This window comes from Alicyclobacillus macrosporangiidus CPP55 (genome assembly GCF_000702485.1).
GTDB lineage: Bacteria > Bacillota > Bacilli > Alicyclobacillales > Alicyclobacillaceae > Alicyclobacillus_H > Alicyclobacillus_H macrosporangiidus_B.
Genome location: NZ_JNIL01000001.1, coordinates 3,663,195 through 3,685,337 on the forward strand (window position 1 = coordinate 3,663,195; position 22,143 = coordinate 3,685,337).

Here is a 22,143-nt window from a genome sequence, read left to right on the forward strand (position 1 = left end):
GCGTCCACGAAGGCGGCCGGCCTGTGGCCGCGTGAAGGGGGCTTCCCGGTTGAAAGCGCTTTGGCGCCTGTGCGTTCGGTACCGCGATCTCAAGATTCGGAACAAGATGGTTCTCGCGTTTTCGTCGCTCTTGGTGGTGTATACGCTGATTGGGGTCGCGTTGGTGGAGGCGGTCACCTGGTTTGGCAACGCCAAGCTGTACACGGAGGCCAGCGGCGAACTGAACGTCGGTTCGTCCATCATCAACAGCGAACTGAGGCGCGTGGAGGATTTTTCATTTCAAATCATGGCGGACGATTCGGTGCAGGCGGCCCTCGTGCAGATCGCGGATCACCCGGCGGGTTTCGACACGTTCATGCGCCGAGACGCCCTGTTTAAGCAGCTCATCACACTCCTCCAGGATAACCAGTGTCTCGGCTACATCGACCTGCAGAGCGACGACGGGACCCACTTCACGGTGGGCAACGACGGCTCGGTGTTGGAACTGAAGCCGGCGGAGCTGGCGCAGATCCGGGACGCCAAAGGCGGCCACGTGTGGCTCCTGCGTACGGACAACCCGGATGCGGCGCTGCTGTCCGCCCGCGAGATCCGCGACAAGAACAGCCTGAGCCTGCGGCCCATCGGCCTGTTGACGATGAAGGTGGAAGTGGACCGATTGGTCCGCACCTACATCGACTTGTCGGACGGGAAAGACGTGCTCATCACCAAGGCGGGCGAAGCGGTGTTCGCGTCGAGCCCCGAAGTCTTGGCGATGTACCCGAGGCTGTCCGAGCGGGTGAAGACATGGAGCATCCTCAATACCCCGCGGGGGCGGGTGTTCGTCACGCGACTCCGGACGGGCTACCAGGGATTCGAGTATTACACCCTGATTCCGTACGACGCCATGTTCAGCAGCCTGTGGAAAGTCAAGGCCGCCTGCATCGCGGCGGACTTCCTCCTGTGCCTCCTGTCCCTGTGGCTCATCCGGAACCTGGCGGCGCGGTTGACCCGGCCGCTCGAGGAACTGACCGCGCAGATGAAACTGGTGCAGGCAGGGGATTGGCCCCTCGCGAGTCCGGACGGAGAGGCGGAGCCGCGCGGCCGCGATGAGATCGGGCAGTTGTATGTGAACTTTCACCGGATGTTGAAGCGGATCGACCAATTGGTGGAGGAGAACTACGTGCAGAAGCTGTTGGTGAAGGAGGCCGAGTTCCAGGCGCTGCAGGCGCAGATCAATCCGCACTTCCTGTACAACACCCTGAACTCCATCAACTGGCTGGCCAAGATCAACCGCCAGAACACCATCTCTCGCATGGTGGAGGCGCTCGGGGCGATGTTCCGGAGCCTGATGGACCGCGAGCGGCCGGTCATCCCGCTGCGCGAGGAGCTGGCGCTGGTGGAGCACTACCTGACCATCCAGACGGTGCGATTCGGCAGCCGGTTGCAGTGCGACATCCGAGTGGAGTATGAGCTGCTGGACTGCGAGATCCCGAAGCTCACGCTGCAGCCGCTGGTTGAAAACGCCATCAAACACGGCCTGGAACAGGTGGTGGGGACGTTCCACATCCGCATCCGGGGGAGACGGGAGGAGGAAGCGGTGGCCATCACGGTGGCAGACGACGGGCCGGGGATGGACGGTGAAGCGGTGCAGCGGGCCCTGTCGGGCGAGGGAAAGACGGGCAAGATCGGCCTGCGCAACATTCACCAGCGATTGCAGTCGCGTTACGGCGAGGCGTACGGTTTGACGGTGCGTGCGCAACCGGGGGAGGGGACGGCCATCACGCTGCGCCTGCCTTGCTCTGTGGCCGACCCGTCCGGGTACAGCGCCGGAAAGGCTTCTCCAACGGAGGGGTGAGATGGTGTATCGGGTGTTGTTGGTGGACGACGAACCGATTGTGCTGCAAGCCATCGCCGCTCTGGTCCCGTGGTCAGCCCATCGCACGCGGCTGGTGGGTACGGCAGATAACGGATTGACCGCATATCAGCGAATCGCCGAGGACCCGCCCGACATTCTGATCTGCGACATCAAAATGCCAGGGATGGGCGGGCTTGAATTGATGGCGCGGGTCCGCGAGGAGTTCCATCATGTGGTGTTCGCCGTCCTGTCGGGTTACGAGGAGTTCCACCTAGCGAGGCGCGCGATGGAACTGGGGGTCCGCCATTACCTGCTCAAACCGTGCAACGAAGAGGAGATCGGGCGGGTTTTGGACACGCTCGTCGACGAGCTCGATCACCGCCGGGCGCAGCAGGCTCGGGTGATGGACCTGGAAGCGGAGCTGGCACGGGCCAAGGCGCGTCTGTCCGAACTCGAACCTGCCGCGTCCGAGGCGGAAGAGGATGCGGAGCGTTCGGAACGGCAAGGGCTGGTGGAACGCGTGGTGGCGTATGTGCAAAAGCACCTGGCTGATCCGTGCATCAATTTGACCCATTTAGCCCGCCATCAGTTCTTCGTCAGTCCGGATTATTTGGGGCGCCTGTTCCGGGAACGCACGGGGTTGCGCTTCTCCGATTTCTTGACGATGACGCGCATCCAGCGGGCCCAGGATCTCTGGCGAGCCGATCCCGACCTGACGGTCGCCGAGGTGGCCGAGCGGGTGGGCTTCGCGGATCACACGCAGTATTTCAGCCAGGTGTTCAAGAAGTACACGGGGGACACGCCCTCCGGCTTCAAGAAACGCATTCGCGTCGCCGAGGAAGGGTGCGGCGGCCAAGAAGGGGGCGAGGACGAGCATGAACCGGGAGGCGACCGGAATCCTCCGCATGGCGGACGCCTGCGCACAGCGAGCGTTCGCGTGGAGCGATGCGCTGCACGCGTCGTGGAACTATGAGAGCGGTTGCGTGTTGCGGGCGGTACGAGAGATCGGCCGCCGGACGGGGCGGACCGAGTACCTGGCATTCGTCCGTGAGGTGGTGGACGGGCTGGTGGATGCGGACGGGCGCATCCGCACCTATGTGCTGGAGGAATACAACCTCGATCAGATCAACGAGGGCAAGCTGCTCTTCCGGCTGTACGCGGAGACGGGCGATGCGCGGTATCGCCGGGCGGCCGAGCGGCTGCGCATGCAATTGGAAGGGCAGCCCCGGACCCAGGCCGGCGGGTTTTGGCACAAGAAGATCTACCCGTATCAGATGTGGCTCGACGGCGGGTATATGGCCGCGCCGTTTCTGGCCGAATACGCCTACACGTTCGCGCGCCCGGCCTGGTTCGACACGGCCGCGGAGCACCTGCTCCTGCTGGAGCAGGTCACCCGCGATCCCAACACCGGCCTGTTGTATCACGGCTGGGACGAGACCCGGGAGCAGCGGTGGGCGAATCCGGCGACAGGACGCTCGCCCGAGTTCTGGGGCCGCGCCATCGGGTGGTTCGCGATGGCGGTGGTCGACGTGCTCGACTTTCTGCCGGTCAACCACCCGCACCGCGGCCAACTGGTGGGCGTCTTCGAACGGCTGATGCACGCGGTGGCGGCCGTCCAGGACGAGGCGACCGGGTTGTGGTATCAGGTGCTCGACAAGGCAGGCCACCCGGGCAACTACCTGGAGTCTTCCTGCAGCGCCATGTTCGCCTACGCCCTGGCGAAGGGCGTGCGTCGCGGCTATCTCTCGCGCGGGTTCACCGGCGTCGCCGAGCGGGCGTTTGACGGGCTCGTGGCGCATCACCTGCGCCTGGACGGGGACGGGCGGCCGCACCTGATGCACTGCAACGCGGTGGCAGGCCTCGGCGGCAAGCCATACCGGGACGGCTCGTACGCGTATTACGTCGGTGAACGGGTCGTCGAGGACGAACCGAAGGCGGTGGCTGCGTTCCTCTTGGCCGGGCTGGAGGTGGCGTTGGGCGGCGGGATCGATCCGGAGCCCGTCGCGTTCTCCGAAGAGGACGGGCGCACGCTGGTGCGCTGGGAGGGATGACCATGAAGCGTTGGGCGGTCTGCGGAGTGAGCAACCGGGCGATGAGCATGTTCATCGGGCCGATGATCCAAGTGTTTCCGAGTTACGCGGAGGTGGTGGGCCTGCTCGACGCCGACCCGAGGCGCGTGGCGATCTGCAAGGACCGTTTTCCGAGCCTGCGCGATGTGCCGGGGTATGCACCGGACGAGTTCGACCGGATGGTGGACGAGGTCAAGCCGGACGTGATCCTCGTGACAGGCCGGGACTGCACCCATGCGGAGTACATTGTGAAGGCTCTGGCCCGCGACCTCGACGTGGTCACCGAAAAGCCGATGGCGACCACGGCGGCTGACTGCCGGCGCATCCTGGACGCCGAACAGAAGAGCCGCGGCCAAGTGGTGGTGACGTTCAACTACCGGTACGCGCCTATCCACAGGAAGATCAAGGAGATGGTCCTGGAGGGCCGCATCGGGCGCGTGACGTCGGTGGACCTCAACTGGTACATCGACACCTACCACGGATCGAGCTATTTCCAACGGTGGAACCGGATGCGCGAGTTCTCCGGCGGTCTGTCCATCCACAAGAGCTCCCATCACTTCGATCTCGTGCAGTGGTGGATCGACCAGCGGCCGGTCGAGGTGTTCGCCTTTGGGGCGCTCAACTACTATGGCCCCGATTCCGAGCACAATCCGGAGCGCCGGGACGGCCGCTTCTGCGGGACGTGCGACGTGCGCGACCGCTGCGCGTACTACACCCGCTGGCACACGCGCAGCCAACAGGGGGCGGTGCGGGACGATCACATCGGCGCCATCAAAGGCGTGCCCATTGACCAAGCCTACACCGGCTACCGGGCCGACATGTGCATCTTCGATTCGGAGATCCGCATCGAGGACACGTACACGGCCACGGTGCGCTACGACCAGGGGGCGCTGTTGTCCTATTCCATCAACTTCTCCCTGCCGTATGAAGGGTATCGCCTCGCCATCAACGGCACGAAAGGGCGCATCGAGACGATGGAGTACCACGCCCCCTCGCGCGTGCCCTTCCCGACGCCGGTGCAGACCATCGACTACTTCCCGCTGTTCGGGTCCAAGGAGACCCTCCACGTGGTACAGCGCGAAGGGGGCCACGGCGGGGGCGATCCGGTGCTTCAGGAGGATCTGTTCATGGGCGTCGATCCCCATCGCCCGTATCCCATTCTCTCGGGCAGCCGGGACGGAGCGTACGCGGTGGCCACGGGCGAAGCGGTGTGGCGTTCGGCGCAGGAGCACCGGCCGATCGCCATCGCTGACCTGCTCGGGCTGTGATGCGACAGCCGGGAGCGGCCACGGTGAGGTCATGCGGCCGTCCCCGGCCGGGCGAGCCGAAACCGTCACCCATTCGAGGAGGAGAGATCACATGGAGATCCGACACCCGATTCATCCGCGAGATATCGCGCAGTTTTCCACGGAGCGCATGCGCGCCGAGTTCCTGGTGCAGGGCCTGTTCCAGCCGGGGGAGGTGAAGTGGGTGTACACCCACCACGATCGCATGCTCATCGGCGGCGTGGTGCCGGTGGACGCCCCGGTCGCGTTGAGCCAGGTGCCCGAACTGCACACCGAGTACCTCCTGGAGCGGCGCGAGATCGGCATCGTCAACATCGGCGGGCCGGGAACGGTCACGGTGGACGGCGAGGTGTACGAGTTGGCCCGGCGCGAGTGCCTGTACGTGGGCCTGGGGAAGCGGACGCTCTCCTTTGCCAGCGTGGATGTCGCCCAGCCGGCCCGTTTCTACCTGGTATCCGCGCCGGCGCACCAGGCGTACCCGACCCGCAAGACCGGCCCGCAGGATGCGGAGTTCGAGAAACTCGGCTCGGACGACCAGTCCAACCGCCGCACCCTGTACCGGTTCATCCATGCGAATGGCGTCCAGAGCTGTCAGCTGATGCTCGGCATGACGGAGCTGGCGCCGAACAACCTGTGGAACACCATGCCGGCCCACGTGCACGACCGGCGCTCGGAGGTCTACCTCTATTTCGATCTCGATCCCGCCGCGCGCGTCTTCCACTTCTTCGGCGAACCAGGGGAGACGCGCCACCTGGTGGTCGCCAACGAGGAAGCGGTGATCTCGCCGAGCTGGTCGATTCACTCCGGCGTCGGGACGAGCTCCTACACGTTCATCTGGGCCATGGCCGGAGAGAATTACACGTTCAAGGACATGGACCCCGTCGGCATGGGAGACTTGCGGTGAGGGGGTGAGCACTTGAGGATGAGCGGTTTGGAACGGATGTTTTCGCTGGCCGGTAAGACAGCGCTGGTGACGGGGGCCCGGACCGGCATCGGCCAGGCCATTGCCGTGGCGTTGGCCGAGGCGGGCGCGGACGTAGTGCTGCTCGGCCACCAGGACAACATGCAGGAGACGGAGCGCCTGGTGGCCGAGACCGGGCGGCGCCATCGCACGGTCCTGATGGATCTTGCGGATCCCCGCACCGCCGCGACCGGCGTGCAGGGGCTGCTGGAGGAGGAGCGGATCGACATCCTCGTCAACAACGCGGGCATCATCCGCCGGGCGCCCGCCGTTCAGTACAGCGAACGAGACTGGTACGACGTGATGAACGTCAACCTTCATTCTTTGTTCTGGCTCACGCAGGCAGTCGCCAAGCCGATGCTCGAACGCCGCCAGGGCAAGATCATCCACATCGCGTCGGTGCTGTCGTTCCAGGGGGGCATCCTGGTGCCTGCGTACACCGCCAGCAAACATGCGGTGGCGGGCCTCACCAAGGCGCTGGCCAACGAGTGGGCGGCGTTGGGCGTCCAGGTGAACGCCATCGCGCCGGGATACGTCGCGACGAACAACACGGAAGCGCTGCGCAATGACCCGGATAGAAACGAAGCCATTCGATCGCGCATCCCGGCCGGCCGCTGGGGCCATCCGGCGGACATCGCGGGGGCTGCGGTGTTTCTTGCCTCCCCCGCGTCCGACTACGTGAACGGGCACGTGTTGGTGGTCGACGGGGGCTGGCTGGCGCGATGAAGGGAATTCAAGGAGGGAATTGCGTATGAGGATGTGGAAAACGGCCGGCGGGGCGACCGACCTCGGACGCCAGGTGCGCAGGGCCACAAGGTGGCGCCGGTGGACCTGCTGGCGTTGTACAACCAGAAGTACCCCAGTCAGCCCCTGGGCTCCGATGTGGGTTGGACGCCGACCCTGTACACACACATCGACCCGACGGTTGCGGTCCCGGCATTGGTGTGGGCGCAGGCGGGGGCAGGAAAGCTGCCCAGCCGTGCGCCGCAGGGGTAATGGCCGGGACCGTCCACCGTTGCCAAGGCGGATGGCTCGCGCGAAGGGGACACCGAGGGCTTGTCCGGGGGCGGCTGTGGGGCCGCCCCACTTCATTGTGTACGGAATCTTCGGGACGGCTGTGGTATCATCTCGTTGAGACCCTTCGCGAGGTGGCGGCAGGGTACGAAAAATGTCTTGTCGATCATGAGTGGATTCGCTCTCCTGTGCCTGTCGGCTGCCGGTGCATGGATGGACGTGTTGTGCTATTCTCCCAATCGTTTTCCCATGACCGCGTCCGCCTCTGGTGCGAAGACTCAGGTCAAGGAGAACGGATTGGGCAACACAACAGCGGTCCAAAAGGGAGGAACGGTGTGATGGATGAGAAAGCATCCGTGAAGCGCGCTGTCGAACGGTGCTTGGCGGCCATTGAGCGACTGGACGGCCACGTGCGCGCGTGGGAGACGGTGTTCGCAGAGGAGGCGTTGCGCCAGGCTGAGGAACTGGACCGGGAGGAGCGTCCGCGCCCGCTCAAAGGGCTCGTGGTGGGGCTGAAGGACGTGTTCGACTTGGCGGGCCGTCCGCCTGGCAACGGTGCGCCCGTAAAACCGGACAAGGTCCCGAAGGAGGATGCCGCTTTGGTCCGCCAGCTTCGTTCGGCCGGCGCGGTGATCCTCGGGACGACGAAGCTCACCGAGTTTTGCTGGTACCGCCCGACGGTGACACGCAATCCGCACCATTTGGATCACACGCCGGGGGGTTCGAGCAGCGGCTCGGCGGCTGCGGTCGCAGCCGGGATGGTCCCGTTCGCGGTGGGCACGCAGACGAACGGATCGGTCATTCGGCCTGCGAGTTTTTGTGGTGTGTATGGATTCAAGCCGACATTTGGCATCGTGGATACGCTCGGCATGACGCACATCAGCCGTTCTCTGGATCACCCCGGGTTATTCACACGTGAACCGGAATGGCTGTTGCGTGTCTTCGATGTCGTGACGGGGTACGGCGGCACGGGCACCGCGGTCACTGCGGAGAGGATTCAGCCATCGGTGGTTTCCAGGCGCCTGAAGGTAGGCGTTCTCGACACCAGCCCCATGGAGGGCATCACGCCAGACGCGTTGGCCGCCGTCAAACGGTATGCCGAAGCGCTCGCCGCGCAGGGGCATGTGGTCCGGGAGATGCTCGTTCCCTCTTGGTTTTTGAACGTGAAAGAGACGTTTGAGTCCATTTTCCATCCCGAAGTGTACAGTTTGCTCGGACCCGTGTTGGCCGCGGCGGAGGAGGAGGGGACCCCCGTCGGGCCCGAGATTCGATGGGTCGTCGAACAGGGATCGAAAGCCAGTATCCAATCGTATCTGGATGGCTTGCGCAGGAAAGATGAGTTGACCTGGAAGGTCACCGAGTTGTTCGGGGACTGCGACCTGCTGGTGCTGCCCTCCACCTTGGGGCCCGCTCCGAAGGGACTGTCGTCCACCGGGAACCCGGCCATGTCGACCATGTCGAGCATCGTGGGTCTGCCGTGTGCATCCATCCCGTTCGGGACCAGTTCGGACGGATTGCCGCTGGGGGTTCAGGTGTGGGCGAGAAAGTACCATGACCGCGATCTGTTGTCGGTCTTGCCCGAATTGCCGGCACAACAGGTCCGTCCGCAATATTTCGCGGAATGAGCGAGTGTCGGGCGTCCGGCGATCCGCAAGATGTACCGGCCGAAGGACAGGAAAGACGCGTTTTTGTGCTTCATGCCGTGTCCGCGGCCTGGAGTTGCCGCGCCAGCCAGTCGAAGGAGCGGCGGCCGCTGATCTCGTGTCCGCCCGGGAAGACGTCGGTGGCGATCGCGCCGGGCGCCCCCAGCGCCTCGTACCGCGCGCGCACCGCTGCGGCGGCGTCCAGGGCAGGTGGGAGCGGAAAAACCGTATCGTCCACCCCCGTTTCCAAGAACAAGGGGCGGGGGGCGATGAGGCCTATCCAGTCCGGCATCTCGCCCCATTCGAGCAGGCCCGGGATGTAGTTGTCGACGCAGTGGGGGGCTGCGAGGACGCTGCCCCGGAAGGTCGAGGCGTATCCGGAGAGGACGACCGCCCGGATGCGCTCGTCGAGTATCGCGGTCAGCATGGCGATCAGCCCTCCGCCTGAAAAACCGAATACGCCGATCCGATGCGCGTCCACGTCTGCCCGCGTCCGCAGGTAGTCGAGGGCGCGCATCGCTTCATAGGTGCGAAATCCGGCCAGGGTCTGGCCGTGCATCAGCAGATGGGTGGCGATTCGGTAGCAGGAGGAGCGGCGGCCGGCGGGATCGTCCGCGTCATCGTCGGCGAGGCGGCGGACGCCGAGGCCGAACACCTCGGGGACGATGACGATCATCCCCCGGCGCGCCAGCTCCATCGCAAAACGGCGGTGAATGCCGCCTTCCTGCGGGACGGGGGGACCGGCCAGGGAGGGGGCGGATGGACGGGCGAGTTCCGGGGGCAGCGGCCGGCCGATGGCATCGGCGATCCCGCGCCCGTGTCCCGGGCAGGCGAGCACGGCCGGCCTCGAGCCGGGGCTGTGCGGGGGCGTCAGGACGCAGGCGCAGGTGCGCACGCCCGGGTAGGTGGTGTATTCGATCCACTCCAGCCGCAGGTCTTCCGCCGTTTCGACGGCGAGCAGGGCAGGGGCGAGGGGGTGCGAGGGCAATCGATCCTCTGACACCACCCAGTCATCCATGCCCAGCAAGTGTATGAGCTGGCGGCGCTGCTGCTGAAGACTTCCTTCTCCGTTCAAGCGGGCGGTCCGTCGCTTGGCGGAATCCTCATCGATTCGCTGAAGAATTTCTTCGGCGTGCGTGACGGGCATGCCGGTCCCTCCCGTACAGAATTTGGCCTCCATTCTACCGCAAGATGTGTGGATCTGTGGGAGTGTGGAAGAACATATTGATTTGAGTTGGAAGCATGATTTCGTCCCAAGAAACATAGTGTGCTAATCGGATATGTTGCGCGAGAGAGAAGCACGGTGTCATGAACTGCACGCGTTCCTGTGGATTGGTGTGGGATTTCAGTGCGTGTTCAGGGGGGAATACGGATGCGTATGCGCAGGTGGCTGGGGACAGGTGCCGTGATGGCGCTTGCACTGGGTGTAAGCGCATGCGGGACGTCGTCGTCGGGAGGGAATCAGGCGGGATCGAACACCAGCGGCGGGACGTCCTCTGGTGCGTCTGGACAGCCAGCGATGGTGCTTCGTCTGGCCGACAACCAACCGGCGGACTATCCGACCGTGCTCGGCGACAATGAGTTTGCGAAGCTGGTCAACGAACGGACGAACGGTCGCATTCAAATCAAAGTCTATCCAAATGCGCAGTTGGGAGACGAGAACACGGTCATTCAACAGATTCAGCTCGGGGCCATCGACTTCGGGCGAATCAACACGGCGCCGCTGGCATCGTACGACAAGGAGATCGGCGTGTTCTCGCTGCCCTATCTGTTCAGCAGCTCAGACCAAATGTGGAAGGTCCTCAACGGCCCCATCGGGCAGCAGTTGCTGGATAGTCTGCAAAGCGCCAAGATGGTGGGCTTGACCTATTACGATTCGGGTGCCCGGAATTTCTATGACTCCAAGCGGCCGATTGTCCACCCGTCCGACTTGAAAGGACTGAAGATCCGCGTCCAGCAGTCGAACATCTTTGTCGATCTCGTCAACACCCTCGGTGGCTCGGCGACCCCGATGGCTTACGGTGAGGTGTTCAATGCGCTGCAGACCGGCGTGATCGACGGAGCGGAGAACAACTGGCCAAGCTACTACACGACGAATCACTATAAGGTCGCGAAGTATGTGACGGAGGACGAACACACGCGCAATCCTGAGGTTTTGCTCGTCAGCCAGGCCACGTGGAACAAGCTGTCCCCCCAGGATCAGCAGATCATTCGGCAAGCGGCCGTGGAGTCGCAGCAGACGGAGCGCCAGGCGTGGACGCAGTTGGAGCAGAAAGCCAAAGATGCGGTGAAGGCCAATGGGAACGTCATTACGGAAGTGCAGGACGTCGCGGAGTGGCAGCAGGCGGTTCAACCTTTGTACGACAAGTATGGGAAGGACTACAAGAGCCTGATTGATCAGATCCGTGCGACGAAGTGATGGAGGATGGTCATGGACCGGCTGCAGCAGGCCATGCGGTGGCTGGACCGCATGGTCGAATGGTTAGGAGCCTATTTGATGCTCATCATGGTCGTCATCGTGTTCTGGCAGGTCTTCAGCCGCTATGTATTGCACCACACGCCAGCGTGGTCCGAAGAAATGGTTCTGACCGTGATGCAGTGGTTTGGCTTCATCAGCATCGCGGCTGGGTTCCGGCGACAGATGCACCTGCGGATCACGTTCATCGTGGACCGCTTTCCGAAATGGATGCAGTGGGGGATTGACAAGGCCATCGACCTGTTGGTCATTCTGTATGGATTGGTCCTGACGGTAGAGGGATATCGATTCACCTTGCTCACGTGGTCCTCTCACCTGCCGGTCACCGGTCTGCCCAACGGGCTGCAATACCTGGTCATCCCGGCCGCCGGTGCGCTGACCATGCTCTATGGGCTCATGCACTTGCTCAGCCGTGAAGGGAAGGTGAGATGAATGGCCACGTGGATTTTGATCGGCAGCTTTGTCCTGGGTGTGTTGCTGCGGGTGCCCGTCGCTCTGGCGTTGGTCATCTCCTCCTTCCTCACGGGCTGGTATCTCGGGGTCCCGCTCGAAGTGGTGGGCCAACGCATGCTCAGCGGCATCAATTCTTGGTCGCTTCTGGCGATCCCGCTGTTCATCCTCGCCGGCGAAATCATGGGTGAGGGTGGGTTGTCCCAGCGGATTATCGACTTTTCGAACCTGTTGGTCGGACGTCTGCGCGGTGGACTGGCCCTTGTGAATGTCGTTGCGTGCATGTTCTTCGGAGGCATCACAGGGTCTGCCGTAGCGGATGCGTCCTCCATCGGTTCCATCATGATCCCCATGATGCGTCAAAAGGGCTATGACAAGGATTACGCGGTCGGCGTGACCATCACGGGTTCCATCCAGGGTTTGATCGTCCCGCCGAGCCACAACATCATCCTGTACGCTCTGGTGGCTGGAGGCGTATCGATCAATGCGCTGTTTGCGGCAGGAATTGTCCCCGGCATTCTGCTGTGCCTGGCCCTGATGGGATTGAGCTACGCGATGGCGGTGCGGCGGGGATATCCGAAGGAGGTGCTGCCTCCGGTTTGTGAGTGGCCGCGCATCGTGGTGCAAGGACTCCTGTCGCTTACGGTAGCGTTCATCATTATCGGCGGCATTCTGTTCGGGGTGTTCACCGCCAACGAATCGGCTGCAATCGCGGTGGTATACGCGTTCATCCTGGTGTTTATCGGCTTTCGAAGTGCTTCGTTGCGCCAGATGCATCAAGTGTTGGTCGCGACGTTTTACCGGTTGAGCGCCGTCCTGTTTTTGATCTGTGCTTCCGCGGCTTTCTCGTGGTTTCTGTCGTATTTGCAGATTCCAGATCAGGTGATGAGGGCCCTCACCTCTGTGTCCAACAATCGGTATGTGGTTCTCCTTCTCATCAATCTCATCCTGCTGTTGTTGGGATTGATGATGGACATGGCACCGTTGATCCTCATCGCGACGCCCATTCTGTTGCCGGTGGTGACGCACTTCGGAATGGATCCGGTGCAGTTCGGGATTGTCATGATGCTCAACTTGGGCATCGGTTTGCTCCACCCGCCGGTGGGCAGCGTTCTCTTTGTGGGCTGTACGATCGGTGAGATCTCCGTCGAGCGGATGACCATTGCCATGATTCCGTTCTTGCTGTTGCTTTTCGCAGTGCTGATGGTGATCACGTACGTACCGGCGGTCACTCTGACACTGCCGCATCTGTTGCCGCACGCGTAGGTAAGGCGGTGTGCCCTCCGGGGTTTCCCGGAGGTTTTTCATTTTTGTTCGCTCTGGTCGCTTAAATTGTGATCTTCTTGAGCGCGCTGGTAGTATTCTGAAAAAATAGACACAAATAAAAGATGCGTGAGGATACCGCTTGGGAGTGGGTGGAGCTGAAATTCACTTAACGTATCTCCATATGAGCAGCGATGAACTCCATGGATATTCACGTCACTGATGTTGGGCGTATCCTTTTGGTTTCACATGAGACTGGGGATGCGCTGAAGCAGGTGCTATCAAGCACTTGGTCGCGCGAAGCCGGCTGTCGCCAGTTCGCCAGGATTTCTTTGAAGACGATACTTTAGAAGTACAGTCTTATGCCCAAAGAAATCGTCCTCTTTCTCGTCTATGACCTTGAAGCCGTGTCGCTCATAAAACCTTCTTCCGATAGTGTTGTCTTGTTCAACCCATGCAGTCAATTGGGTGAGGCTCGGTACATTTTCAAACAGGTAGTTGAGCAATGCCGTTCCGACACCCGTTCCATGAGTCCGTGGCAATGCGTAGATTCTTACCAGTTCAAAAGACGTGTCGCTATTCGGTTCAGGAACCGTATGGGAGAAAGCAACGATTTGTCCGTCCGTGTCGAGAGCCACACAGAAGAGCCTTTTGGAGCGTGCGCTATCCCTGTCGATGGAGCCCGTCAAGTTTTCAGCAGAATATGCTCTCGCAACAAATTGATGGATCACATCTTCTGGGTAGATAGAACCATAGGTGTATTTCCAGGACTCCAGTGCGACGGATGCAATCGAGTCAATGTCGCTGTGTTCGGCTGGGCGGATTGGATAGATTTTCATACGCTCACTCCTTTTCCATGAATTGTACACCAAAAACAACCCTTCCTGCGAACAAGACGTTTTTATTTTATACAGATTTTATAGGATTCCCGTTTCAGTCGCCTTGGAATGCTCTGCGCCAAAGGTCTCAACGCAGGTGGTTTTCCTTCACAGCACACGCCGGCCGTACAGAAATTTGTCCGACCAGTACGGATCATTGAGGGGGATGACCTTCAGACCGTGGGTGGTCAGGGCCGCGAATTGGTTGTCGCCGAGGTAAATTCCGTCAAATGTTGGAGCGCTGTTGGTGTTGTCGAGGTGAAAGAAGACCAGGTCTCCTGTTGCGAGATCGGTTGGGCGGTTGATGAGGGTCCCGGTTTGCGCTTGTTCGGCGATCGTCCTCGGCAGTTGCACGCCCACCTTGGCATACACAGACTGTACAAACGCGGACGCATCCATCGAGGCTGTCGCGGGCGCTTGCAGCATCTGCTGGACCACGGAATACACCTGGTTTTGCCGTTGCATTTGCTGCGGGTTTTGCTTCCCATCTTGCTGCTGGTTTTGCTGCAAGGAGTTCACGGGGGTGGAGGATACGAGCTGAATGGACACGTTTGAATCGGATGACTGTGGTACGGCAGGCTGCCGCAGATGGTGCCACACCTCGGTTGCGCCAATCAAGACGGCGGACGCGCCCACAAGTCCACCGGCAATCACTTTGAAACGGGTTTTCACGGTGTGCCCTCACCTTCCTGTGGTGCATAATCGAAGCGGTTCTTGATGAATGGACGCTTGCCGTCGTCTTGGATGATGGCGAAGTTGTTTACTCGGATCGTCCAGTAAAAGTTGCGATCGTACAAATGAGCGACAACCTTTGCAAGTACATTCTCATCCAAATTCCATTGGGCGATTGTGATGTGGGGTATCCATTGATCAGGCCCATAATATGGAGATGCCTCGTCCGCGGCGTCAGAGATTCTCGTCAAGAGAGTTCTGTGTATGCTGTCCAACAGACTGGACCTTACGACGGGCACGTATAATACTGGATCCGCACCCGTGAAGATACCCAATCCGCATGTACGAACCGTGAAGGGTGGGATCTCCCTGGACAGGCGCTTCAGTTCATCTCCGATCCTTTGAAAATCATACTGCCTCGCAATGTGATAAGAGAAGTGCGGATACGGAGTCTTGTAGATTCCATTCAATCCGAATTGATTACGCAACTCGGACCAAAGATTCTCCACATGTTGATAGTGGTGTTCATCCAACAATGACACAATTGCGTGCATCATCTTCACCTGCCGTCAACAATGCATGCATGGTTCGCCTTCCGTTCCACATCCTCCTCCCAATTGTCCTTGATGCAACGCCTTGTCCCTCCGCAATCGGCTTGTTCACCTGACAATACTTCCAGTATGGTCGAAAACAACAATGAATTGAACAGAGCGTGAGAACAAATCCGATGGGACCTCGCCCCCTGAATTCAGGCAGGATGGAGGTCCCTCATTCAACCAACACGAAGAAGTTGTGCTTCAGTGAATCACTCTTTTTAGTTCAGGCAAATCATCCAGGTAGCCGTAGCGATCCAGTTCCTTGATGGCGTTTCGGATGTGGTGTTCGTCTTCGCCCGATTTGCTGGACAATTCGACCAAATCCTGCAACCTGACGTGTGGGTGGGTTTTACAGTACGCAAGCAGCCCTTTCGCTGTCCATGACAGGCGATCATCTTCGAATTCCCCAATGATTTGCCGAAAGATCTTGTGCGGCAGAATTCTTAAATCCACGAGTGCCTGGAGGGCACCTGTTGCCTGTTTGGTAGTCATCCTGCCCAGGCGCGCAATGTCTCCCAGGGTGGGTAGGGCGGATTCGTTCTTGTATGACTGCAACACAATACACACCATTTGTGTGTAAATATCCAGGCCGGGATGCTGGAAAATCTCCGTCGACACCATAAACACATGTTCGGCTTCCTTGGTTTGTTCGATGGCCACGCTCCATGCCCCTCCTTCAGGGTATGATTGGGGAGTCGCCCAAATCTTTGGGCGTGCCGAGTTTACGGAATTTGGCTGGTGAGCAAATTCTGCGTGATCGAGCACGATTGCGGGTACACGTGTGGATTCGCGTTGGAGGATGTGGACACCGCGGTTTGCGGATCGGATGTCCCTTGTGTGTGTGAGGCGTGTGGAACGGAGTCTGACAAAATTACATTTTCTACCAAGGATGCGGAATCGACGAAAAAGGAAACAAAACCCGTTCCCGTAAGGAGGGTTTTCGGAAACGTATGCACTTGAATTCCCCTTTCTTTCGCCTACGAGGTTAGTTGACGGGTTCGGGCAGAAAGGTTGCCCTAGACGATTTGTCATTCACCCCAAAGGCAAAGGTAAATCTCCCCCGCCCTGAGAAGGTTCGGCGTTTTACAATTCCATGAACCGCGCAATGACCAGCTATGGATAAGGGATTCGGCTCGGTTGCTCTGTTTCTGAGGGCATCACATATATGGATTCATGATCATCCGAGTGGACATATGGTATTGCATACAAAAGAGGCAGGGGGATCCTGCCTCTTTTGTATGCGATTCATCGTTAATATCCGTGTCCGATGAACTCCTGTACCCATATACCATGGTCATATGCAACGCCGATGGTGTCGTAATGGAGGTTCAAAATGTTGGCGCGATGTCCTGGGCTGTTCATCCAATCGTTCATCACCTGTTGCGGCGTGGTTTGACCCTCCGCAATGTTTTCCCCGGCATAGGTGAAGGAAATCCCTTCTCGTTGCATCATGTCAAACGGTGAACCATACGTCGGGGAGATGTGACTGAAGTAATGATTTTGGTACATATCAGCGGCTTTTTGCATGGCCAGCGCGGAAAGTTTGCTGTTGAGCGCAAGCGGCTTCAGTCCCGCCTTGGCGCGCTGTTGATTCACCAGTTGCGCAACCGTCACAGCATACTGTTGCGCCAAGGAACCTGTTGTGGTCGATGCGGTTGAACTGGGGAGCTGAAGTTTTTCACCGACCCAGATGACGTTCGGATTCTTGATTTGCGGATTGGCTTGAATTAGGGAACTCAAGGAAATGCCATGACTCTTGGCGATTTTCCACAGCGTATCGTTCGGTTGAACGGTATATGTCGTCCCCGCATAGACAGGGGGCCCAAATGCGAAAAGGGCAACGACGGAAGTGACGGCAGCAAAAAACCGTTTTTTCATTCTGCATACCCCTTTCGAGAATGGATAAGCGTTAGTTCTATGGTAACGTCCATCCACCATGATGCCTACCAGCAATATCAGGAATCCATAGTGGGAAAGTTTCATTTCCCCACAGATGCCTGAGCGTGTCCGCATTTGATTTTCTGACCATCCTTGCAATCCGGGTTTGGACGCCAGGCGCCCCCATCCAACGATTCCCTTGCGAACATACGTTTGTTTTTGCCCCGGGTGGGAGTATAATACTCGCATACAGAACATATGTTCGCATTGTGCGCGCGGCGTTGCGTACAGGGGGTGGGAATATGCGGTTTACGCTGTTCGGCGAAGTGGAAGGGGTGTTGGCGGAGTCGACCGCGCCGCTGTGGGCGAGCGTCGGGGCGGGAGGTATCAGCGACGCGTCGCTGCCCGCCCGGCAGCAGGGCGTCCGCCCAGGGATGCGCCCCGCTGAGGCGCAGGCGCTGGTGCCAAGACTGGTGCTGTGCGCGGAGGCGGATCGGCCGACGCCGGTGATGGATGCGGTGTGGGCGCGGTTGTGGCAGTGTTCACCGTGGCTCGAGACGGTGGGGAAAAACGCGTTCTACCTGCAGATCCCGGGACAGATGCCCCCCATCCAGGAGGTGCGGGAGCTGTTGCGGGCGTTGGACGGGTTGTTGCATGAACACCAGCAGCTGCGCGCAGCGTTGGCCGAGCACCCCATGCTCGCCCGAGCCCTGCTGATGGCGAGCCGGCATCACAAGATCCCAGGGGTGCAGTCCGTACGTGTGGGCCGGCAGGTATGGGTGATCTCCCCCGGGGTGCGGGCGTGGAGCTCACACGCCTTTGGGCAGGGGGCGGCGGGGAGCTTGAGGATGAAGGAACCGCCCGTAAAGACGGCGTGGGCAGGTCGTCTGCCCATCGAGGCCCTGTGGCCGCTGCCGGCCGCCACCCGGGCGGCGTTGCGGCAGCTCGGCGTCGAATGCTGGGCGGACCTCGCCGCCGTCCCCGCGGCGCAGTTGAAGCGACGGTTCGGGCCGGATGCCTTGGCTTGGCGGGCGTGGTTGACCCCTGCGCCGGGCGGTGCCATCGCGGTGAATTATCCGCCCGCGTCGCGCAGGGCGGCGTGGCGGGCGCCAGCGGGCGAAGCGGTCAGCGGAGCGGCGGTGGAACAGGTGTGGGAACACCTCGTCCGGCGGTTGAGCGAACAGCTGCAGCGGGACGGGATCGGAGCCTTGAAGGTGGGGGCCGTGTGGGAAGCCGGGATGGAGATCGGGCGCTGGGAGCGGCCTCAGAGGCGCCCTCTTCATACACCGGAATCCCTTCACGCCGCGCTCACGCCGGGGCGTGAGGCGGCGGATCGCATGGCTTTGGCCGGGCTTTCCGGCCTGGAGGTGTACGCGTCCGACCTGCGCCCGCTCGAGGCCGTGCAGGCGAGGCTGGACGATTTCATGCGAACGGGCGGCGCGGAGCGGGCCCGCCTGAGACAGCCGGGCGGGAGCGCGCCCCGTGGGCGGGAACGGACGGCGGCCGTGAGGAAGGTGGTCCATCAGATCAACCGGAAATACCCGGCGGCCGTCCGCCTCGGTGTGACGGCGGGATTTCGGGAGCGAAGGATGCAGGCCGTGCTGGATGCGGCTGCGTCCACGGGCGCGAGTGAGGCGTGAGGACGCGGATGTGAGATGGGCGTGAGGCAGACGTGAGGTGAGGCGGCCCGTGAGCAGATTGGTGAATCGGCCCATCGAAGTGCATGGCCTGTGCGGGGAGGTCCCGCAGGTCTTTCGGGATGGTGGAAAATGGCACCGGGTGGACAGCGTGATCGATCGCTGGATTGAAATGGGGGATTGGTGGGCAGATCAGGGGCCGCGCGTCGTGGTGCGCGTGCTGACCGAGGATCAGGCGTTGTTCGATCTCGAGTTTTTCGATGAACGCTGGTTCATCTACCGGGTGTGGGACTGATGTTCCTCCACCTGCACTGCCATTCCTGCTTTTCCTTCCTCGACGGGGCGGCGGGGGTGGAGGCATTGGTGGCGCAGGCGGCGCTGCTGGGCATGAAGGCCATCGCCCTCACGGATCACAACACCATCGCGGGATTGCCCAGTTTCCACAAGTGGGCCGCCGCATACGGCGTGAAGCCCATTTCCGGGGCGGAGATCACGCTGGAGGACGGATCGCACCTCACGGTGTTGGCCGAGACCCGGACGGGGTACGCCAACCTGTGCCGGCTGCTCACCCTGGCGCACGCCGGGCAGGAGCGCCGGCGCGATCCGCGGGTCCCCGAGCACGAGCTGCTGGCCCATGGGGAAGGCCTGATTGTGCTCTCCGGCTGCCGCCGCGGGCGATTGGCCCGCCACCTGCTGCGCGGCGAGGACGATGCGGCGGAGCGGCTGGCCCGCGTGTATCGCGACGCGTTTCCGGGGGCATATTTCATCGAGCTGCAGGCGGATGGTTACCCGGGGACGGATCGCCTCAACCGGCGCCGGGTCGCCTTGGCGGAGGCACTCGGCATCCCGGTCGTCGCCACCGGCGATGTCCACCACGTACATCCGGAACAGTTTGCATTGCACGATGTGCTCACCTGCATCCGGCTCGGTTGCGACATCCACACGCCGCACCCCGAGCGGCCTCTCAACCACACCCGTTGGCTGTTTTCCGCCGGCGAAGCCGAGCGGCGCTTCGCCGGATTGCCGCCAGAAGCCCTCGCCAACACGCTGGCGATCGCGGAGCGCTGCGAAGTGGTCCTGCCGCAGGGGGTGTCCCTGTTTCCCCGCTACCGGTTGCCGGAGGGCTGGCGCCATCCGCACGGGCTGTTGCGCCATCTGGTGTGGCGGGGGGCGCGGGAGCGGTACGGGCGCATCGACGCCGCACTGCGCCATCGGATCGAGCACGAACTGGGGATCATCGAGCGGCTCGGCTACACGGATTACTTTCTCGCCGTCTGGGACATTGTGGATTTCGCCCGCCGTCACCGCATCCGCTGCGCCGGGCGCGGATCGGCGGCTGACTCGGCGGTGGCGTACTGCCTGTACATCACCGACGTCGACGCGGCCGGGCGCGGGCTGTTGTTCGAACGGTTCATGTCGCTCGAGCGGGCGGAGAAGCCGGACATCGACATCGACTTCGACAGCCGCCGCCGCGACGAGGTGATGGATTACGTGTACCGCAAATACGGGGCCGATCACGTGGCGCGCGTCGCGACCTACCAGACGTTCCGCGGCCGTTCGGCGGTGCGCGACATCGGCGCCGCGCTCGGGCTGCCGGAGGCCCTGTTGGACGCGCTGGCCAAGCGGGTGCCGTGGGCGGCCCACGCCGATCGCCTGGAGGGATTGTTCGAGCGGCTGCCGGAGCTGCGGGAAGTCTCCCAGTACCAGCGGCAATTGCGCTGGCTGTGGCGGCTGGCGGCGCAGGCGGCCGGCTTCCCGCGCCACTTCGGGATGCACCTGGGCGGCGTGGTGATCAGCGCCCGGCCGCTGATGGAGGTGACGTCGCTGCAGCCGTCCGCCAAAGGGGAGTGGATGACCCCGTTTGACAAGGAGGGCGTCGAGGACGTCGGGCTCGTCAAGCTGGACCTTTTGTCGCTGCGCACGATGGCGGCCATCGAGGATACGGTGGTGCTGCGCGAGCGGCAGGGCCATCGGCTCGACTACGACCGCATCCCGCTCGACGACCGGGAGACGTTCGCGATGCTCGGCAACGGTGAGACCATCGGCGTGTTCCAGCTCGAGAGCCCGGCCCAGCGGGCCCTGCAGGCGCGCCTGAAACCGGAGGGGCTGGAGGACATCGTCGCCAGCGTCGCCCTCATCCGGCCCGGCCCCATCAAGGGGAACATGGTCGATCCGTTCCTGCTCCGCCGCCATGGCCAGGCGCCCATCACCTACCTGCATCCGAAACTGGAGCCCATCCTCGGCAAGACGTACGGGGTGGTGCTGTTTCAGGAGCAGGTGATTGAAATCGCGACCGAGATCGCGCACTTCACCCCGGGCGAGGCGGACCAGCTGCGCCGGGTGATGAGCAGGGCCCGCTCGGCGGCGGAGATGGAGCGCATCGGACAGCAATTTCTCGAGAAGGCAGAGGCGGCCGGCGTCGATCCAGCGGTGGCCCAGACCATCTTCTCCTACATCCAGGGCTACGCCAGCTACGGGTTCTGCGAGGCACACGCGGCGGCCTTCGCCACCACCGCCTACAAGACCGCGTACTTGGTCTGCCACTTTCCGGCTGAGTTTTACGCGTCCATCCTCAATCAGTACCCGATGGGCTACTACCCGGTGCACGTCGTCTGCGCCGAGGCCCGCCGGCGCGGCATCCGCGTGCTGGGGCCGGACGTGAACCGCAGCACCTGGGCATGCCAGGTGGAGGACGGTGCGATTCGGCTCGGGTTTTGCCGCATCCATGGGTTTCGCGAGGCGGTCGCCGAGGCGCTGTGTGAGGCGCGGGATCGAGACGGGCCGTTTGAATCCGCCCTCGACCTTTTGCGCCGCGTCCCGCAGGTGGACCGTCTGACGGCGGAGAACCTGGTCCGGGTGGGCGCGTTCGACGCGCTGCATCCGTCGCGCCGGGCGGCGTTGTGGGCGCTGCCGGTGTGGCTCGGGGAGCGGTCGGCGGATGCGCCGTGGTGGGATGCATCGTTCGGGGCGGAGAGCGAACCGGACGGGATAGGCTTACCCGGCGACGATCTGTCCCTTGCGGCGAAGCTGATGGACGAATACCGTCTGCTCGGGGTGGGCATCTCGGGCCATTGGTTGGATCTTTACCGGCCCGAGCTGGAGAGAACCGGGCATGTGACGGCGCGGGAGGTGGAGTCGCTGCCGGACGGCAGCATCGTGCGGGTGGCGGGCTTGGTGGTGCGGCCGCACCGGCCGCCGACGCGGAGCGGCAAGACGGTGGTGTTTTTCACGTTGGAGGACGAGACGGGATTTGTCGACGTGACGATGTTCGAATCGGTCTACCAGTCGTGCGGGGCGATGCTGTTCACGCCATACGGCCGGTTGGCCGGCGTGGCGGGGGAGGTGCAGCGGCGCGGCGGGACGAAGCCGCAGGTGGTCGCGTCGGCCGTGTGGCCGCTGACATGATGTGGACGGAGTCCCGGCGACCGGCCCAAGCTGCCGGCTGGAATGGATGGCGCCAGCGGCCCGGGTTGCTCCAAAACGCGC

At 62.1% G+C, this 22,143-nt stretch carries 20 protein-coding genes and 1 riboswitch; of the genes, 14 read left to right on the forward strand and 6 right to left on the reverse strand.

Annotated elements, in window-relative coordinates:
• The first annotated feature begins 49 nt into the window (after positions 1-49).
• The 8 genes from N687_RS0118075 (at position 50) to N687_RS22540 (ending at position 8,789) form a co-directional block, all read left to right on the forward strand.
• The gene (locus N687_RS0118075) at positions 50-1,834 is read left to right on the forward strand and encodes a sensor histidine kinase (protein WP_029423198.1); all 1,785 of its coding nucleotides are present in this window, start codon (positions 50-52) and stop codon (positions 1,832-1,834) included.
• A gap of 1 nt (position 1,835) precedes the next feature.
• Complete coding sequence (locus N687_RS0118080) at positions 1,836-2,807, forward strand: response regulator transcription factor (RefSeq protein ID WP_029423199.1); 972 nt, start codon at positions 1,836-1,838, stop codon at positions 2,805-2,807.
• Positions 2,710-3,885 (forward strand): glycoside hydrolase family 88/105 protein, encoded by a 1,176-nt coding sequence (locus tag N687_RS0118085; RefSeq protein WP_081841549.1) that lies wholly within the window; start codon positions 2,710-2,712, stop codon positions 3,883-3,885. The genes N687_RS0118080 and N687_RS0118085 overlap by 98 nt, the downstream gene beginning before the upstream one ends.
• 2 nt (positions 3,886-3,887) lie before the next feature.
• A complete protein-coding gene (locus N687_RS0118090; RefSeq protein ID WP_029423201.1) occupies positions 3,888-5,171 on the forward strand; it encodes a Gfo/Idh/MocA family protein in 1,284 nt (427 codons plus the stop codon).
• A 91-nt stretch (positions 5,172-5,262) separates the two neighbouring features.
• Positions 5,263-6,093 carry a 5-dehydro-4-deoxy-D-glucuronate isomerase gene (kduI, locus tag N687_RS0118095; protein ID WP_029423202.1) on the forward strand — a complete coding sequence of 277 codons (831 nt, stop codon included), beginning with the start codon at positions 5,263-5,265 and terminating at the stop codon, positions 6,091-6,093.
• A gap of 18 nt (positions 6,094-6,111) precedes the next feature.
• The gene (gene kduD, locus N687_RS0118100; RefSeq protein WP_029423203.1) at positions 6,112-6,876 is read left to right on the forward strand and encodes a 2-dehydro-3-deoxy-D-gluconate 5-dehydrogenase KduD; all 765 of its coding nucleotides are present in this window, start codon (positions 6,112-6,114) and stop codon (positions 6,874-6,876) included.
• Between the two features lie 90 nt (positions 6,877-6,966).
• Positions 6,967-7,146 (forward strand): hypothetical protein, encoded by a 180-nt coding sequence (locus N687_RS0118105; protein WP_156040211.1) that lies wholly within the window; start codon positions 6,967-6,969, stop codon positions 7,144-7,146.
• Between the two features lie 356 nt (positions 7,147-7,502).
• On the forward strand, positions 7,503-8,789 hold the full coding sequence (locus N687_RS22540; protein WP_051663434.1) for an amidase: 1,287 nt from the start codon (positions 7,503-7,505) through the stop codon (positions 8,787-8,789).
• Positions 8,790-8,859: 70 nt separating this feature from the next.
• Here N687_RS22540 and N687_RS21505 read toward each other — a convergent pair whose 3' ends face one another.
• Positions 8,860-9,954: an alpha/beta hydrolase family protein gene (locus N687_RS21505; protein ID WP_035462486.1), complete on the reverse strand. Its 1,095-nt coding sequence runs from the start codon at positions 9,952-9,954 to the stop codon at positions 8,860-8,862.
• A gap of 225 nt (positions 9,955-10,179) precedes the next feature.
• On the opposite strand from N687_RS21505, the gene N687_RS0118120 reads away from it, so the two are divergent.
• The 3 genes from N687_RS0118120 to N687_RS0118130 are packed head-to-tail and all read left to right on the forward strand — an operon-like array spanning position 10,180 to position 12,999.
• Positions 10,180-11,226 carry a TRAP transporter substrate-binding protein gene (locus N687_RS0118120; RefSeq protein ID WP_029423207.1) on the forward strand — a complete coding sequence of 349 codons (1,047 nt, stop codon included), beginning with the start codon at positions 10,180-10,182 and terminating at the stop codon, positions 11,224-11,226.
• A gap of 12 nt (positions 11,227-11,238) precedes the next feature.
• Positions 11,239-11,715 carry a TRAP transporter small permease gene (locus tag N687_RS0118125; protein ID WP_029423208.1) on the forward strand — a complete coding sequence of 159 codons (477 nt, stop codon included), beginning with the start codon at positions 11,239-11,241 and terminating at the stop codon, positions 11,713-11,715.
• Entirely contained in the window at positions 11,716-12,999 is a 1,284-nt protein-coding gene (locus N687_RS0118130; RefSeq protein WP_029423209.1) for a TRAP transporter large permease, read from the forward strand.
• A 278-nt stretch (positions 13,000-13,277) separates the two neighbouring features.
• Here the strand turns inward: N687_RS0118130 and N687_RS0118135 are convergent, their stop codons facing one another.
• From N687_RS0118135 to N687_RS0118155, 5 genes are all read right to left on the reverse strand, one after another.
• Entirely contained in the window at positions 13,278-13,835 is a 558-nt protein-coding gene (locus N687_RS0118135; RefSeq protein WP_051663435.1) for a GNAT family N-acetyltransferase, read from the reverse strand.
• Between the two features lie 147 nt (positions 13,836-13,982).
• Positions 13,983-14,546, reverse strand: a complete 564-nt coding sequence (locus tag N687_RS22545) for a C40 family peptidase (RefSeq protein ID WP_051663436.1) — start codon at positions 14,544-14,546, stop codon at positions 13,983-13,985.
• On the reverse strand, positions 14,543-15,100 hold the full coding sequence (locus N687_RS0118145) for a 2'-5' RNA ligase family protein (protein ID WP_197029325.1): 558 nt from the start codon (positions 15,098-15,100) through the stop codon (positions 14,543-14,545). The genes N687_RS22545 and N687_RS0118145 overlap by 4 nt, the downstream gene beginning before the upstream one ends.
• A gap of 243 nt (positions 15,101-15,343) precedes the next feature.
• The gene (locus N687_RS0118150; protein ID WP_029423213.1) at positions 15,344-15,802 is read right to left on the reverse strand and encodes a hypothetical protein; all 459 of its coding nucleotides are present in this window, start codon (positions 15,800-15,802) and stop codon (positions 15,344-15,346) included.
• Between the two features lie 299 nt (positions 15,803-16,101).
• Positions 16,102-16,233: riboswitch (cyclic di-AMP (ydaO/yuaA leader) on the reverse strand.
• Positions 16,234-16,393: 160 nt separating this feature from the next.
• Positions 16,394-17,020 (reverse strand): CAP domain-containing protein, encoded by a 627-nt coding sequence (locus N687_RS0118155; RefSeq protein ID WP_029423214.1) that lies wholly within the window; start codon positions 17,018-17,020, stop codon positions 16,394-16,396.
• Between the two features lie 302 nt (positions 17,021-17,322).
• Between N687_RS0118155 and N687_RS0118160 the strand changes: the two genes are divergently transcribed.
• Genes N687_RS0118160 through N687_RS0118170 form a run of 3 tightly spaced genes read left to right on the forward strand, consistent with a single transcriptional unit; the run spans position 17,323 to position 22,062 of the window.
• Positions 17,323-18,660 (forward strand): hypothetical protein, encoded by a 1,338-nt coding sequence (locus tag N687_RS0118160; protein ID WP_029423215.1) that lies wholly within the window; start codon positions 17,323-17,325, stop codon positions 18,658-18,660.
• A 49-nt stretch (positions 18,661-18,709) separates the two neighbouring features.
• A complete protein-coding gene (locus tag N687_RS0118165) occupies positions 18,710-18,952 on the forward strand; it encodes a hypothetical protein (RefSeq protein ID WP_029423216.1) in 243 nt (80 codons plus the stop codon).
• Complete coding sequence (locus N687_RS0118170; RefSeq protein ID WP_029423217.1) at positions 18,952-22,062, forward strand: DNA polymerase III subunit alpha; 3,111 nt, start codon at positions 18,952-18,954, stop codon at positions 22,060-22,062. The genes N687_RS0118165 and N687_RS0118170 overlap by 1 nt, the downstream gene beginning before the upstream one ends.
• The last annotated feature ends 81 nt before the right edge of the window (positions 22,063-22,143 follow it).

Bases quoted from the DNA above. Each gene is read 5' to 3' on its own strand.
- N687_RS0118080 (WP_029423199.1), top strand. From the start codon at position 1,836: ATGGTGTATCGGGTGTTGTTGGTGGACGACGAACCGATTGTGCTGCAA.
- N687_RS0118085 (WP_081841549.1), top strand. From the start codon at position 2,710: ATGAACCGGGAGGCGACCGGAATCCTCCGCATGGCGGACGCCTGCGCA.
- N687_RS0118090 (WP_029423201.1), top strand. From the start codon at position 3,888: ATGAAGCGTTGGGCGGTCTGCGGAGTGAGCAACCGGGCGATGAGCATG.
- kduI (WP_029423202.1), top strand. From the start codon at position 5,263: ATGGAGATCCGACACCCGATTCATCCGCGAGATATCGCGCAGTTTTCC.
- kduD (WP_029423203.1), top strand. From the start codon at position 6,112: ATGAGCGGTTTGGAACGGATGTTTTCGCTGGCCGGTAAGACAGCGCTG.
- N687_RS22540 (WP_051663434.1), top strand. From the start codon at position 7,503: ATGGATGAGAAAGCATCCGTGAAGCGCGCTGTCGAACGGTGCTTGGCG.
- N687_RS21505 (WP_035462486.1), bottom strand. From the start codon at position 9,954: ATGCCCGTCACGCACGCCGAAGAAATTCTTCAGCGAATCGATGAGGAT.
- N687_RS0118120 (WP_029423207.1), top strand. From the start codon at position 10,180: ATGCGTATGCGCAGGTGGCTGGGGACAGGTGCCGTGATGGCGCTTGCA.
- N687_RS0118125 (WP_029423208.1), top strand. From the start codon at position 11,239: ATGGACCGGCTGCAGCAGGCCATGCGGTGGCTGGACCGCATGGTCGAA.
- N687_RS0118130 (WP_029423209.1), top strand. From the start codon at position 11,716: ATGGCCACGTGGATTTTGATCGGCAGCTTTGTCCTGGGTGTGTTGCTG.
- N687_RS0118135 (WP_051663435.1), bottom strand. From the start codon at position 13,835: ATGAAAATCTATCCAATCCGCCCAGCCGAACACAGCGACATTGACTCG.
- N687_RS0118145 (WP_197029325.1), bottom strand. From the start codon at position 15,100: ATGCACGCAATTGTGTCATTGTTGGATGAACACCACTATCAACATGTG.
- N687_RS0118155 (WP_029423214.1), bottom strand. From the start codon at position 17,020: ATGAAAAAACGGTTTTTTGCTGCCGTCACTTCCGTCGTTGCCCTTTTC.
- N687_RS0118160 (WP_029423215.1), top strand. From the start codon at position 17,323: ATGCGGTTTACGCTGTTCGGCGAAGTGGAAGGGGTGTTGGCGGAGTCG.
- N687_RS0118170 (WP_029423217.1), top strand. From the start codon at position 18,952: ATGTTCCTCCACCTGCACTGCCATTCCTGCTTTTCCTTCCTCGACGGG.